Genomic DNA, 13,492 nt, shown 5'->3' on the forward strand with positions numbered 1-13,492 from the left:
GCGCGATGTGTGGCATGCTGGCGCCTCGTTCACCACATAGACCTGACGCATGGCCCTCGTTTCCGATCATCCCTTGCACTTGCTGGGCTTGCGCTTTCCGCTCAGGCTACGCGTCACCGTGCGCCAGGGTTTTGTCACCCTGCATAATGAAATCACCACCAAGAAGCTGGGCAGCGGCGACAGTTTCGTCGTACCTGCCTTTTTGCGCTTTGCCTGCGATGTGATGCCGGGACGGGGCAAGCCTGCCGTGTTCACCCTGGCGCTGGAAGGCGATGAGCCGGAGGGCGGCCACGGCGGCGGCAAGCGCTGGAGCCAGGCGTTGGCGCAGCACATCTTTGATACGCCGCAGGCCAAATGGACGGCGGCGCGCCTGGCCACCCTGTGGCAAGTGACGCCACACAAAGCCAGGGCACGTTTGTTTTCCGAGGGCGAAGCCTTATTGAGTCTGGTGCGTGAACAGCGCCTGGCGCATGCGCTGCACACGGCGGCGCAAGCGGGTGCCGAGGGAGAGCACGGCGAGCGCGACCTGGCGCAAGTGGCGGCCGGCTCCGGCTTTGCCTCGATCCCCGCGTTCTGCGATGCCTGCGTGGATGTGGCGGGCGTGCGTCCCAGCCTGTTCCTGCGCGGACAGGCGCCCGGATAGGCAGACTCCGTTATAATCATTGCCATGGGATATATATTGAAGCGCAAACAGTGGCATCTGTGGTTCGCCTGTCTGGCGATACTGCTCAATGCGCTGTCGCCGTCCCTGTCGTATGCGTTTGCCTCGCTGCACGCGAACGCGAACAATGCCACCGTCGAGATCTGCTCGGCCAGCGGCGCCGTCTACACGCAAGCGTACCTGGCGCCAGCCGCCAAATCGACCACCGATACCGTGCTGCACCACATCGAGCATTGCCCGTTCTGCATGGGTCACGCGGGCAATGTGGGCTTGCCGCCGTCGTCATCGTCGCTGCTCGTCGTCACGGGCCACGATGACTATCCGCCCCAGTTTTACCAGGCGCCGCGAACAACGTTTGCCTGGCTGGGCGCCAGCCCGCGCGGCCCCCCTTTGGCCGCCTGAACACACCAGTCACGCTTCCACGTCTTAACTGTATCCACTACGCCCATCGGGCCAGAATGCCATGAAACGTCGCCTTTTCCTTCTCGCCGGCACGGCGGGATTGCTCACGCTTGCCGCTTGCGAACAAGCACCGAAACCCCATTACAACGGCCTGGACTTGACGGGAGGCGATTACAAGCCCGACTTCAAGTTGAGCGGTCCTGACGGCAAGGTCTACACCCTGGCCGACTTCAAGGGCAAGTATGTGATGGTCTTCTTTGGCTTTACGCAATGCCCGGATGTGTGCCCGACTGCCCTGTCGCGCGCGCTGGAAATCCGCCAGAAACTGGGTGCCGACGGGGATAAACTGCAAGTGATCTTCATCAGCATCGACCCCGAGCGCGATACGCCCGCCTTGCTGGGCGAGTATATGCGCGCCTTCGATCCCAGTTTCCTGGGCTTGCGCACGGACCCGCAGGCAACGGCGCAGACCGCCTTCAACTACAAGGTCTTTTACCGCCGCGTGCCGAGCGGCAGTTCGTACACCATGGATCACACGGCCATCAGCTATGTGCTCGATACCGAGGGACGCATGCGCCTGGGTTTGAAACACCAGTTGACGGGCGATGAGTGCGTGCAAGACATCAAGACCCTGATGAAATCGAAATACACCTTATAACCCTACCGAGGAATGATCATGACCCATTTGAAAACCCTGCTGGCCACGGCGTTGACCGTGCTGTCCTTCTCCGCCGCTGCCCAGACTTCCGTGCAGATCAGCGACCCGTGGGTGCGCGCCACCGTGCCGCAGCAAAAGGCCACGGGCGCCTTCATGCAGATCACGGCGCCGAAAGCCATGCGCCTGCTGGAAGTGCGCTCGCCCGTGGCGGGCGTGGCGGAAATCCATGAAATGAGCATGGCGGACAATATGATGCGCATGCGCCAGGTCAAGGAAATTGCCTTGCCAGCCGGCAAAGCAGTCGAGCTGAAGCCGGGCGGCTACCACGTGATGCTGCTGGAACTGAAAGGGCAGGTGAAGGCGGGCGACAAGATTCCGCTGACCCTGGTCGTCGAAGGCGAGGACAAGCGCCGCGAAACCATCGAAGTCAATGCCGTGGCCCGTCCGCTGGGCGCGAGCTCGATGCCGGCGATGAAACACTAAGTCTGCCGCAATGCCGCTGTGAAGCACGGTGCGCCGGGTTTTTTTTGCGCCCATTTGAAAGTTAAACGGCTGTTTGATACAATGTCGAACAATATTAAACAACTGTTTGAATACTGGGAATGGCATGAGGGAAGAACAAGAAAGCGAACCGGCGCGCGCGCGTATCCTGCAAATGGCGGCCGAGCTGTTTGCCGACGAGGGCTACAAGGGCACCTCGGTGCGCCGGATATGTGTAGCGGCTCACGTCAACGTGGCGATGGTCAATTACTATTTTCATAGCAAGGAAGAGCTGCATCTGGCCGCTTTTGACTACGCGCGTGAGCTGGCCCGCGCCTCGGCCGCCGAGGTGGCCGCCGCCAGTGCGCAGGCGCAACTGCCACCCGTGGAACAGTTGCGTCTGGCCATAGAGGCGCTGGTGTCCGACATGCTGCGCCCGGGGTCGGCATCGCTGTTCAGCCGTCTGGTGGCGCGCGAATTGATCGAGCCGACGGCGGCTATCCACAAGCTGGCCGAACGCAATGTGCGCCCGCAGCACGCCCTGTTCACGGCTTTGATCCGTGGCGTGGTGGGGCCGGCCATGCCGGCGGACGTGGTACAGAAATGCGTGTTCAGCGTGATTGGCCAAGCCGTGTTTTATGCCCGTTCGCGTATCGTGCATGCACTGGTGGTGCCGGAAATGACCTATGACGAGGCGGGTATCGCCGGTATCGCCCAGCATGTCGCCGCATTCTCGCTGGCGGCCCTCGACGGCATGCGCCGTCAATACGCTGTACAGGCGGATGCATGAAGGCCCGTAAGCTGACCCTGGTGCTGGCCGGGCTGGCCATGCTTGGGCCGTTCGCCACCGATACCTTCTTGCCATCGTTTCCCGCGATCGGCGCGCATTTCGACGTCAGCAGCGTGCTGGTGCAGCAAACCCTGAGCGTCTACCTGGCCGCCTACGCCTTCATGACCTTGTTTTACGGCACCTTGTCCGACTCGTTTGGCCGCCGTCCCGTGATCCTCGCCTCGCTGCTGATCTTTGCCGTTGGCTCCATCGGCGCCGCGTTTGCGCCCAGCTTTGGCTGGCTGCTGTTCTTCCGCGGCATGCAGGGCGCCTCGGCGGGGGCGGGCAGGGTGATCGGCCAGGCCATCGTGCGCGACAGCCTGTCCGGCGCAGCCGCGCAAAAGATGCTGGCCAATATCATGATGGTGTTCGGCATCGCCCCGGCCATCGCGCCCATCATCGGCGGCTGGCTGCACGTGGCCTATGGCTGGCAATCGACGTTTGTCTTCACGTTTTGCGTCACCGTGCTGCTGTTGCTGGCTTGCCTGAAAGGCTTGCCGGAGAGTTTAGCTGTCGAGCAACGCCAACCTTTTCACCCAGCCAGCATCGCGCGCAATTACTGGCTGGCGTTGCGGCACCGGGCATTCCTGCTGCGTTCGCTGGCCGTAGCCTTCGCCTTTGGCGGCTTCGCCCTCTACATCGCCTCGGCCCCGCATTTCATTTTGGAATTGCTGCGCCTGCCGGAAACGGCCTTCGGCTGGATGTTCATCCCCATGGTGGCCGGCCTGGTGAGCGGCTCGGCGCTGTCGGGCAAGCTGGCGCATGCGGTGAAAAGCACCGTGCTGGTGCGCTGGGGTTTGCTGGCCATGGCGGCCACGGGGGCGATCAATATTGCTTACAACCACTGGTTCGCTGCCAGCATCCCGTTCGCCGTCGTGCCCGTGATGCTGTATGCCTTCGGCATGTCGCTGGCCTTGCCGGGCATGACCATGTCCACGCTCGACATTTTCCCGCAGATGCGGGGCCTGGCCGCTTCCCTGCAAAACTTCGTGCAAATGCTGGTGTTTGCGCTGGTATCCGGTTTTGTCGCACCCTTGCTGTTCGACAGCGCTTTCAAATTGGCGCTGGGGCAGGCCTCGGCTGTGGCGCTGGCCGCCGCATTTTGGTGGCTGGGCAGCCGCCAGGGCGCGGCAGAGGGCGCAAACGAGCTTGTTAAAATAATATGATTCGCCCCGGGAAGGGATGGCATGCTTTCTGCTTTGTTACACTGTGACAATCAGACCCTTGCTGCGGGCGCCACGGCACGCGCACGGGTCTAAGCAGTTTTGCAACTTTACCTTTGGCTATCATGCACTTGATTAACTCCAGTTTGAACCACGCCTTGCGCGTGCCGCTGGCTGCGGAAATCCACTCGCGGCCTTTCTTGCAGCTCGATGCCCCCGAGCTGATCACCCACCTGGCCGTCTACAAGGATGACAGCGCGGCGCCCGGCGCGTCGACTATGGCGGCTCAGCACGCTACTTTGGCAGCCCTGTGCACGCATTTCGGCGTCACGCCACCGGCCGCAGAAGCCAAGTATTTTTATTACGACTTTGGCCGCTTCCGCCTGAAATGGGAATGCCATACGGAATTTGCCACGTTTACCTTTGCCGAGCATCCAGTGCAGGCCTTGCCCCTGGAACAGGCGTTCGAGCGCATGCCCCTGGAACAGTTGCCGCAGCAGTGGCTGGTGGGCTTGAAGGGTAAGCTGATGGTGGCCGCCCACGTGGTGCTGGAGCAGGCGACTGAACCGGCCGAGATCTTCATGCACGGCTTGTCGCGCGTGTTCGAGGGCAACACCCTGGCCGGCAGCAAGGTATTGCAGGGCGGCGAATTGTGGACGGATTTCACCATCCAGTCCGACGGCTTCAGCCGTTTCGTCATCCGCGATGCCGGCATGCGCTCGCAGCAGTCGGGCCGTTTGGTGCAGCGCGTGCTGGAAATCGAAACCTATCGCATGATGGCGCTTTTGGGCTTGCCCTACGCCATGCAGGCGGCGCCATCCTTGAACGCCATCGAGAACGAACTGGCGACCCTGGCTGCCGCCATGGTCGATACGGATGACGCGCCAGGCCTGGCCAAGGCGGACGAGGGCGTTGCCGAGCAAGCCTTGCTCGACCGCATCACGCGCCTGGCCGCCCGCATCGAAAAGCTGTCACTCGACAATAGCTACCGTTTTTCGGCGTCGAAAGCCTACATGGGCCTGGTCAAGGCACGCATCGACGAGTTGCGCGAAGTGCGCATCGAAGGCATACCCACGGTCGAGGAATTCATGGACCGTCGCTTGACGCCCGCCATGAACACCTGCGCAGCGATGGCCAGCCGCCAGGAAGCGATGGCGCAGCGCATCGCCAACACGAATGATTTGCTGCGCACGCGCGTGGGCATCGTGCAGGAATTGCAAAACCGGCAAATCCTGCAATCGATGAACGCGCGCGCGGCGCAGCAACTGCGGCTGCAGCAAGCGGTGGAAGGCTTGTCGGTGGCCGCCATTTCGTATTACGTGATCGGCCTGTTCAGCTACACGGGCAAGGCGGCCAAGGTGCTGGGCCTGCCCGTGAACCCGGAAATCCTCGTCGGCGCGCTGGTGCCCTTCGTGGCGGCCGGCGTGTGGCTGGGGCTGCGCCGCATGCATCACAAGCTGCACGCGGACTGAGCGGGACGGCAGGGCCGCTGAAAATTTGCTATGTTTCAACATTCGACCGTCAGGTCTTCTGAGAGGAAGTTGCGTGCTAGCGAATGTTGGAGATGTTTATTGTGTGTTTTCGTCCGAGCTGCAGCAGTACGTGGCTTGCCAGGTCACCCGCATCAAGGATGCGTCCTCGTCCAGGCCGGTAGCTGCCGTGCTGGAGCTGGACTGGACCGGCGACGCCTTGCCTGATGCAGCGGCCGTGCAAGCCATGCGGCCGCTCGTGTGCGACTATTTCTTCTGGAACAAGCGCCACGATCACTGCTACGCCACGGCAAACGTGCCGCCTGGCCATATCCTGGTTGGCAATATCGCGCCGCTGGTGGATGTGGAAGTCAACAGCTACCGCAGTGGCTGGAACGTGGGCGACAGCGTGCTGCGCCAGCGGAACTGGGAGCGCATCGATCCGTTGCGGCGCCAGCAGTTCAAGGCCGCGTCGCGCGAGCGTGAAGTGACGCTCGGCGGCCACGTCTTCCGCCAGGACGCAACGAAAATCAATGACAGCGTCTTGCAGGCGCTGGGCGACCTGTCCGAGCTGGAGCAACTGCCTTGCCTGATGTCCATCGAGACTGCCGACGGCACGCAGGCATTGATGGAGTTTATCCAAGGCAATCCCTTCATCAATGAGCTGGATTGGCAATCATCGACGGTGCCTGCGCTCGATTTCAGCGGCAGCGGCCTGGAACGGCTGATCCTGCAGCCCGATGGCGTCAGCAGCCTGGTCTTGAACCAAGGCTTGGGCCTTCTCGCGCTGCGCAGCGCGCCATCGCCGGCGCTGCGCATCAAGGATGGCGCGCAAGGCCGCCATCTGACACTGCAGTGCAAGCACAAGCTGCCGTCATTCCACGGTCTCGACCGGCTGGGTGGCCTGTCGCTGGTTAGCATGAAAGAAGTTGATCTGGCGCAAGTGGCACAGCGCTTTCCCCAACTGACGGCCTTGCGCATCTGGGGCAAGCCGGGGTTGGCGTCGCAGATGCCTAGCCTTGCGCAGCTGACCCAGCTGCAAATGTTTTCCGCCTATGACCTGTTTGGTTACACGGCGGAGGAGTTTCCATCGGCCACACAACTGCCGCAGCTGTCGGCCCTGTGGCTGACCAGCTTGCCCGCCGACGCGGCCAAGTCCATCAAGGCCGGCTACAAGAAAGCGGCGGCGCTGGGACTGGATTTGTCGGTGACCAAGGCGCGCAAGCCGGAATGGCTGGCGGAAAACCTGCTCAACCCCTTCCGCGACTGGGATGGCCGCGAGCATATTTCCCCCGCGTATGCGAAAAAGGCGGCGCTGGCCTACAAGCACATGCTGGCCGTGACGCGCAGCATCGATGCCTCCATGGCGGCGACGGCGGCGGCCGCCGCGCTGGAAGCGATGGTCATCGCCTATGTCGATGCATTCAACAAGATCGAGCGGCGGACAAGCATCATCGAGACGGTCGAGCGCGAGGAAATCTACACGGTGCTGGCGGAACTGCTGGCCCAATTGCGCGGGCAACTGGGCGGGCAGGGGGCGGCACTCGTCGACGAGGCGGCCTTGCTGGACTTGTTCGACCGCTTGCGCGAATTTTAGTCTTCCACGAGCTAGAAAAAAAGTTCTAGACAAGGAGTTCTAGACTGGGTATGCTGGCGGCATGTTAAAAAATACCTCCACTCCCCATCCCACGGCCGCCGAACTGGACCTGCTGCGCATCCTGTGGCGGCGCGGTCCGTCCGACGCGCGCGCCGTGTACGACGCCCTGGCTGAAGAGCGCGCCGATGCCAGCTACGCCACCGTGCTGCGCCAGTTGCAGCTGATGCATGGCAAGGGACTCTTGAGCCGCGATGAAAGCCAGCGGCCGCAGCTGTATGCGGCCGTCGACGCGCAGGAAAAGTTACAGACCAGCTTGCTCAAGGACTTGATCGGCAAGGTATTTTCCGGTTCCGGCAAGGCGCTGGTGCTGACGGCGCTGCGCGAGCACGTGAGCGACGCGGAGCGCCTGGAAATTGAAAAGATCCTGCGCAGCAAGGATGGCAAGGCGCCATGAACCTGGACATGCGCTTGGGCATCGAGTTGGGCAACCTTGTCCCGGCGCTGGGCTGGGTCTTGCTGTATTTTGTCTGGCAGGGCGTGATCGTGGGCGCCGTCTCCGCTGTCCTGCTCTGGCTGCTGCGCCATGCCAGCGCGCGTTGGCGCTATGCCGTGTGCGCGCTGGCACTGCTGCTGTGCCTGTGTATTCCCACCGTCCATCTGCTGTCTCTGCTCTCCGGCACTTCACTGGCCCAGCTGCCGATGGCTGCGCCGCCCGCCTGGCGCGCCGCGCTGCAAGCGTGGATGCCGGCCCTGGTGCTGGCCTGGAGCGCCGGCGTTGGCCTGATGAGCTTGCGCCTGTGCCTGGGCCTGGCCTGGGTCGGCAAGCTGCGCCGCCAGGCAGTGGCCGCACCAGCCATCTGGCAGGCGCGCCTCGATGCGTTGGCGCTGCGCATGGGCTTGCACCGCAGTCGGCAAGTGCCGCTGAAACTGCATGCAGGCCTGTCCAGCCCCGTCACCGTGGGCTTCTGGCGCCCCGTCATCCTGCTGCCGGCCGCCCTGTTGAGCGGCATGCCCGTCGCCTTGCTCGAAGCGCTGCTGGCGCATGAACTGGCGCACGTGCGGCGCTGGGATTACCTGGTCAACCTCTTGCAAAGCGTGGCCGAAGCGCTGCTGTTTTTTCATCCCGTCGTCTGGTGGCTGTCGGCGCGCATGCGGGCCGAACGGGAACAGGTGGCCGACGCGCTGGCTGCGCAAGCGCTGCAAGACCCGCAGCAGCTGGCCACGGCGCTGCATGCGCTTTCCTTGCACACGGCCGCGCCGCAGCATTGCGGCTTGCTGATGTCGGCACGGGGCGGGGCGCTGCTGACGCGCATCGAACGCCTGATGGCGCCTGGCCCAGACACGGCCAGCTGGAAAATGGCCGTGCCCGCCTTGCTGCTGGCTTGCGCCACCCTGTTGCTGCAGGCACAGGACAAGCCCTTGGTGCATGCGGCAACGCTGGCCGAGGCCGCCACCGCGATGCTGGCCTTGCCCGTCAGCGCCAAGCACATGCTGGTATTTGACGACAGCACGGGACAGGTGTTGATGGCGAAGGACGCGGACGCCGTCGTGCCTATCGCCTCGATCACCAAGCTGATGACGGCCATGGTGGTGCTGGACGCGGGCCTCGATCCCGAGGAACAGCTGCGCATCGTGCGGGCCGATGGCGATGCGTCGCTGCAGCGCCACAGCCTGCTTGCCGATGGCGTGGCCGTGTCGCGCGCCGCGCTGTTACAACTAGCGCTGCTGCCGTCCGAAAACCGCGCCGCCGCCGCGCTGGCGCGCACCTATCCCGGTGGCAATGCTGCCTTCAAGCAAGCGCTGCAGGCAAAGATCCGCAGCCTGGGTCTGCGCCGCACTACCTTGACGGACCCGGTCGGCAGTTCGCCGGCGAATACATCGACGGCCAGCGAGGTGGCGAAGATTGTCGCGGCCGCAGCGCGCTATCCGGACATCGCGCGCATCACCAGCCATCCGCAAGCCAGCGTGGCCGTCAATGGTAAATGGCGCACCTTGCACAACACGAATCCGCTGGTGGGTGGCAAGGGCTGGGACATTTTGCTGTCCAAGACGGGCAGCAGCCACGAAGCGGGCAGCTGCCTGACCATGCGCATGCGCAGCGGCGGCAAGCACGTCACCGTGGTGTTGCTGGACGCCGACGGCGCGCAGCGGCGCTCGCTCGACGCCGGGCACATCCGCGACACCCTGGCCGACAGGACTGGCCGCATGCATTGATACCCCCCCTCGGGCGCGCCATCGCGGGCGCCCTTCTTTTTTACACTCTGGAGATGAAGATGACACTATTGGCGAAGTTGATGCTGGCGACGGTTGCGACCATGGCAGCGGGCACGGTGCAGGCGAAGACGCCGGCACCGGTGCAGGATAAACCTGTCAATTGCGATAATTGCAAGGAATGGAATGCGCCTGTCAAGCCGTTTAATGTCTATGGCAACAGCTGGTATGTGGGCACGGCCGGCCTGTCCGCCGTGCTGGTGACGGGTCCGCAGGGCCATATCCTGCTCGACGGTGCGCTGCCGCAATCGGCGCCGCTGATCGTGGCGAATATCAAGGCACTGGGCTTTCGCATCGAGGATGTGAAATATATTCTCAATTCGCACGCCCATTGGGATCATGCGGGTGGCATTGCCGCGCTGCAACGCGCCAGTGGCGCCACCGTAGTGGCCAGCGCCTCGGGCGCCCCGGTGCTGCAAAGCGGCACCAATGGCAAGGATGATCCGCAGTACCAGGCCAATCCTGTCGTGCATGTCGCGAAAGTTGCCAAGGTCGAAGTGGTGGGCGAGGGCGATACCGTCAAGGTGGGCCCCTTGACGCTGACGGCCCACATGACACCGGGCCACACGCCAGGCGGCACGACCTGGACCTGGACTTCGTGCGAAGGCCCGCGCTGCCTGAACGTGGTGTACGCGGATAGCCTGAACCCGTATGCCAGCGGTGATTTTACATACACGGGAAAAGGCAAGACGCCCGATATTTCGGCCTCGTTCGAAGCGAGCATCGCCAAGGTGGCCGCCTTGCCATGTGACATCATCATCCCCGTGCATCCTGGCACGACGGATGTGCTGGGCAAGGCCGCCAAGCGCAGCGATACCAGCAATCCCCTGATCGACGCGAATGCCTGCCGCGCCTATTCGGCAGACGCTGCTGGCTTGCTGGCCAAGCGCCTGGCGAAAGAACGGGGCGTTGCGTTACCAGCCGAAGCCAAAGACGCCGCGCACGCGCATTAAGCCGCTTTACGCTACCGCCTGCTGCTGTTTTTGCAGGCGTTTCAGGAACACCGTCATTTCCTTGATGGCTTGCAGGTCGCCTTGCTGCCGGGCTACGCTCACGCCCGTCGTCCAGGCGGCCTGCGCTGCATCCAGCCGGCCCAGCTGGTGCAAGGCCTTGCCCAGCAGTTTCCAGGCGGCGGAATAGCCGGGCTGCTGTTGCGTCGCCTGCGCCAGGTGGATGGCGGCGTGCTCGGCGTCATGCTCTTTCAGGCAAGCATCTCCCAGGCCAAAGCGCAGCAGGGCGCTGTCGCGTCCCTGCGCCAGCAGTTTTTCCAGTTGTTCACGCATGCCCGGCTCCAGATTAATATGCAAGCTAATACTTGTATATTAATGCCTGGGGCGTTTCTTCGCAAGCCATCGGCGGCCGGCAGTACGCAGCGTATGCGCAGACTTGCTGCCCATGGAGGGGGGATGCCGCAGGCGAGGCTTTAATGAGAGTTGATTATCATTTATAATGCAGTTCGTTTGCATTTAATACTCTTTCAGGAATTGCCATGCTCCTTTCTTTACCGCGTCCGATGGCGCTGCTGCTGGCCGCCGCCAGTCCGCTGGCCCTGGCGGACGGACTCGCCGCGCACGATGTCGTCACCGTCAGCGCCGAGCGCCAGCATTACCGCAGCTTGTCCGCCACGGGCGCCACCAAGACGGATGCCTTGCTGATGGACTTGCCGCAAAGCGTGCGCGTGCTGACCAGCGACCTGCTGCGCGATGCGGGCGTGACGACACTGGCCGGTGCACTGGACCTGGCGAGCAGCATTGCCAGGCAAAGCCCGCTGGGCGGCCTGTGGGACAGCTATGCCATGCGCGGTTTCACGGGCGACCCGAATTTCGGTTCCGACTACATGGTCAACGGTTTCAGCTCCAGCCGTGGTTACAATGGCATGCGCGACGGCGGCAATACGCAGGCAGTCGAGGTGTTGAAAGGCCCCGCTTCTGCCCTGTACGGCCGGGGCGAGCCGGGCGGCACCGTGAATATCACGACGAAAAAGCCGAAGTTCGCGTCCGCATACAGCGCCGACCTGTCCTTCGGCAGTTTCCAGACGCGCCGCGCCGCCATCGACCTGACGGGGCCCTTGAGCGACAGTTTTGCCTACCGCCTGAACGCGGCCCAAGAAGAAGGGCACAGCTTCCGCGATACGCTACGCGTCGAGCGCAGCCTGTTCTCTCCCTCCTTCCTCTGGCTGGTGGGCGAGCACACGAGCGTCTCGTATGAAATCGAAGCGGTGCGGCAGCGCGCGCCGTTCGACCGTGGCGTGCTCGCCGTGCATGGCCAGCTGGGATTGATTCCCGTCTCGCGCTTCCTGGGCGAACCGGACGACGGCCCCATGACGGTCAAGTCGCTGGGGCAGCAGCTGTTTATCCACCATGTGCTGTCAAACGACTGGACGGTGCAGGCGGGCGTTTCTTACCGCGACAGCGAATTGAGCGGCTATTCGACCGAGGCGAACAAGCTGCTGGCCGATGGGCGCACCTTGAACCGCCAGCGCCGCCACCGCGATTTCTCGGCCACCGACGTATCGGCCCGCCTTGAAATGCTAGGCAAGTTCAGGACGGGAACGCTGGCGCACGAAGTGCTGGCCGGAGTCGATGCCTATCGCTTCGACGACCACCGCGTGCAGTTGCGGCGCAATCCCACTGCCGGGTCTGCCTATGCCATCGATATTTTTGCACCTGTATATGGCGGCAAGGCCGCCGCGCTGGCCCTGTCCATCGACACGCAGGAAGGGCAAAAGGCGCGCGGCCTGTATGTGCAAGACCAGCTCGCGCTGGGCGCGCAATGGAAGGCGCTGGTCGGCGTGCGCCACGATAGCTACACGCAGGACGTCACGAACAATCGCCTGAACGCGAGCAACCGCCAGTCGCTGTCGGCTACCAGCCCGCGCGCGGGTCTCGTGTACCAGCCGACGACGGCGTGGTCGCTGTATGCGAGCGTGGCCAGGGGCTTCCGCCCCAACAGCGGCATCAGTATCGATAATCAGGCCTTTCCTGCCGAGCGCAGCCGCTCGTACGAGCTGGGCGCCAAGCTGGAAACTGGCAAGCTGACGGGCACCGTGGCCGTGTATGACATCGGCAAGAGCAATGTGCTGACGACCAATCCCGCCAACACGGACTTCGCCATCGCGGCGGGCGAGGTGGGCAGCCGGGGCCTGGAACTGGACGTGTCGGGCGAAGTGGCGCGCGGCCTGCGCGTTTCGGCCGCCTACGCCTACACCAACGCCACCGTCACGCGCGGCGACAACACGATTCTGACGGGCAGTCGCTTCGCCAACGTGCCGCGCCACAGTGCGAACCTGCTGGCCACGCAGCAATTCGCGCTGGGCACGGGCACGGCCAGCGTGGGCGGCGGCGTGCAATATATGGGCGAGCGCCAGGGCGACGTGGCCGTCAGCAGCAGCTTTACCCTGCCGGCCTACACGACGGCCAGGCTGCTGGCATCGTATTCGCCAAACGCCAAATTGCGCCTGGCTTTGAACGTGGAAAACATGTTCAACCGCAGCTACTATGCGAGTTCCTATAGCCAGCTGTGGGTGGCGCCTGGGTCCGAGCGTACGCTGACCCTGAATGCGCATTACAGGTTTTGATTTGCTAAATGCCGGGGCATTGTTTAGAACCAGCAGCATAAAGCTGGGGTCAGACCCGACGGGTCTGACCCCGGATTTTTGCCTGTGCGGCAAGTGACGCCTACGACACTCCAACGCAGCAACGCAGCAACGCAGCAACGCACCAATATATGGACATAAACTAATGACTGTTTCCACATCCCTAAATTCGCCCGCCACCCTGCGCACCCGCATCGCCGTCATCGACGTCATGCGCGGCCTGGTCATGTTGATCATGCTGTTCGACCATGTGCGCGAAACCGTCTTTTTACATCACCAGGTAAGCGACCCGATGGATGCGGCGGGCGTCGATCCTGCGCTGTTCTTCACGCGCCTGGCGGCCCACGTGTGCGCGCCGATGTTTGTC

13 protein-coding genes and 1 pseudogene are annotated in these 13,492 nt (G+C 63.2%); 13 read left to right on the plus strand and 1 reads right to left on the minus strand.

The features are described 5' to 3' along the window. Nucleotides 1-49 precede the first annotated feature (49 nt). The 11 genes from K0F85_RS15110 to bla all read left to right on the plus strand — a co-directional run bounded on the left by K0F85_RS15110 (nucleotide 50) and on the right by bla (nucleotide 10,483). Complete coding sequence (locus K0F85_RS15110; RefSeq protein WP_219116800.1) at nucleotides 50-643, plus strand: helix-turn-helix domain-containing protein; 594 nt, start codon at nucleotides 50-52, stop codon at nucleotides 641-643. Nucleotides 644-679: 36 nt separating this feature from the next. Continuing rightward, nucleotides 680-1,063 (plus strand): DUF2946 domain-containing protein, encoded by a 384-nt coding sequence (locus K0F85_RS15115; RefSeq protein ID WP_219116801.1) that lies wholly within the window; start codon nucleotides 680-682, stop codon nucleotides 1,061-1,063. Between the two features lie 61 nt (nucleotides 1,064-1,124). Next, the gene (locus tag K0F85_RS15120) at nucleotides 1,125-1,721 is read left to right on the plus strand and encodes an SCO family protein (protein WP_257572798.1); all 597 of its coding nucleotides are present in this window, start codon (nucleotides 1,125-1,127) and stop codon (nucleotides 1,719-1,721) included. An 18-nt stretch (nucleotides 1,722-1,739) separates the two neighbouring features. Further along, nucleotides 1,740-2,204 (plus strand): copper chaperone PCu(A)C, encoded by a 465-nt coding sequence (locus K0F85_RS15125; RefSeq protein WP_219116802.1) that lies wholly within the window; start codon nucleotides 1,740-1,742, stop codon nucleotides 2,202-2,204. A gap of 124 nt (nucleotides 2,205-2,328) precedes the next feature. After that, nucleotides 2,329-2,991 carry a CerR family C-terminal domain-containing protein gene (locus K0F85_RS15130; RefSeq protein WP_219116803.1) on the plus strand — a complete coding sequence of 221 codons (663 nt, stop codon included), beginning with the start codon at nucleotides 2,329-2,331 and terminating at the stop codon, nucleotides 2,989-2,991. Further along, nucleotides 2,988-4,196 carry a multidrug effflux MFS transporter gene (locus tag K0F85_RS15135; protein ID WP_219116804.1) on the plus strand — a complete coding sequence of 403 codons (1,209 nt, stop codon included), beginning with the start codon at nucleotides 2,988-2,990 and terminating at the stop codon, nucleotides 4,194-4,196. Before K0F85_RS15130 ends, K0F85_RS15135 begins: the two co-directional genes overlap by 4 nt. Before the next feature lie 122 nt (nucleotides 4,197-4,318). After that, nucleotides 4,319-5,665, plus strand: coding sequence for a DUF3422 family protein (locus tag K0F85_RS15140; protein ID WP_219116805.1), 1,347 nt, complete (start codon nucleotides 4,319-4,321; stop codon nucleotides 5,663-5,665). Nucleotides 5,666-5,768: 103 nt separating this feature from the next. Further along, the gene (locus K0F85_RS15145; RefSeq protein ID WP_219116806.1) at nucleotides 5,769-7,259 is read left to right on the plus strand and encodes a hypothetical protein; all 1,491 of its coding nucleotides are present in this window, start codon (nucleotides 5,769-5,771) and stop codon (nucleotides 7,257-7,259) included. 61 nt (nucleotides 7,260-7,320) lie between these two features. Beyond that, nucleotides 7,321-7,713: a BlaI/MecI/CopY family transcriptional regulator gene (locus K0F85_RS15150; protein ID WP_071077911.1), complete on the plus strand. Its 393-nt coding sequence runs from the start codon at nucleotides 7,321-7,323 to the stop codon at nucleotides 7,711-7,713. Then, nucleotides 7,710-9,473, plus strand: coding sequence for a M56 family metallopeptidase (locus tag K0F85_RS15155; RefSeq protein ID WP_219116807.1), 1,764 nt, complete (start codon nucleotides 7,710-7,712; stop codon nucleotides 9,471-9,473). The genes K0F85_RS15150 and K0F85_RS15155 overlap by 4 nt, the downstream gene beginning before the upstream one ends. A 59-nt stretch (nucleotides 9,474-9,532) precedes the next feature. Next, a complete protein-coding gene (gene bla / locus K0F85_RS15160; RefSeq protein ID WP_257572799.1) occupies nucleotides 9,533-10,483 on the plus strand; it encodes a subclass B3 metallo-beta-lactamase in 951 nt (316 codons plus the stop codon). A 6-nt stretch (nucleotides 10,484-10,489) separates the two neighbouring features. Here bla and K0F85_RS15165 read toward each other — a convergent pair whose 3' ends face one another. Further along, nucleotides 10,490-10,813 carry a tetratricopeptide repeat protein gene (locus K0F85_RS15165; RefSeq protein ID WP_219116808.1) on the minus strand — a complete coding sequence of 108 codons (324 nt, stop codon included), beginning with the start codon at nucleotides 10,811-10,813 and terminating at the stop codon, nucleotides 10,490-10,492. A 206-nt stretch (nucleotides 10,814-11,019) separates the two neighbouring features. Here K0F85_RS15165 and K0F85_RS15170 point away from each other — a divergent pair, with 206 nt between their 5' ends. Both K0F85_RS15170 and K0F85_RS28805 read left to right on the plus strand, forming a co-directional pair. Next, a complete protein-coding gene (locus K0F85_RS15170) occupies nucleotides 11,020-13,107 on the plus strand; it encodes a TonB-dependent siderophore receptor (RefSeq protein WP_257572800.1) in 2,088 nt (695 codons plus the stop codon). Between the two features lie 163 nt (nucleotides 13,108-13,270). Next, nucleotides 13,271-13,492 (plus strand): annotated as a pseudogene (locus tag K0F85_RS28805) (hypothetical protein); the annotation flags it as partial.

Origin of the sequence: Janthinobacterium sp. UMAB-56, from assembly GCF_900095265.1 — a bacterium.
In the GTDB taxonomy this organism is placed as follows: Bacteria; Pseudomonadota; Gammaproteobacteria; order Burkholderiales; family Burkholderiaceae_D; genus Janthinobacterium.

Bases quoted from the DNA above. Each gene is read 5' to 3' on its own strand.
- K0F85_RS15165 (WP_219116808.1), bottom strand. From the start codon at position 10,813: ATGCGTGAACAACTGGAAAAACTGCTGGCGCAGGGACGCGACAGCGCC.
- K0F85_RS15130 (WP_219116803.1), top strand. From the start codon at position 2,329: ATGAGGGAAGAACAAGAAAGCGAACCGGCGCGCGCGCGTATCCTGCAA.
- bla (WP_257572799.1), top strand. From the start codon at position 9,533: ATGACACTATTGGCGAAGTTGATGCTGGCGACGGTTGCGACCATGGCA.
- K0F85_RS15170 (WP_257572800.1), top strand. From the start codon at position 11,020: ATGCTCCTTTCTTTACCGCGTCCGATGGCGCTGCTGCTGGCCGCCGCC.
- K0F85_RS15110 (WP_219116800.1), top strand. From the start codon at position 50: ATGGCCCTCGTTTCCGATCATCCCTTGCACTTGCTGGGCTTGCGCTTT.
- K0F85_RS15125 (WP_219116802.1), top strand. From the start codon at position 1,740: ATGACCCATTTGAAAACCCTGCTGGCCACGGCGTTGACCGTGCTGTCC.
- K0F85_RS15135 (WP_219116804.1), top strand. From the start codon at position 2,988: ATGAAGGCCCGTAAGCTGACCCTGGTGCTGGCCGGGCTGGCCATGCTT.
- K0F85_RS15155 (WP_219116807.1), top strand. From the start codon at position 7,710: ATGAACCTGGACATGCGCTTGGGCATCGAGTTGGGCAACCTTGTCCCG.
- K0F85_RS15120 (WP_257572798.1), top strand. From the start codon at position 1,125: ATGAAACGTCGCCTTTTCCTTCTCGCCGGCACGGCGGGATTGCTCACG.
- K0F85_RS15140 (WP_219116805.1), top strand. From the start codon at position 4,319: ATGCACTTGATTAACTCCAGTTTGAACCACGCCTTGCGCGTGCCGCTG.
- K0F85_RS15150 (WP_071077911.1), top strand. From the start codon at position 7,321: ATGTTAAAAAATACCTCCACTCCCCATCCCACGGCCGCCGAACTGGAC.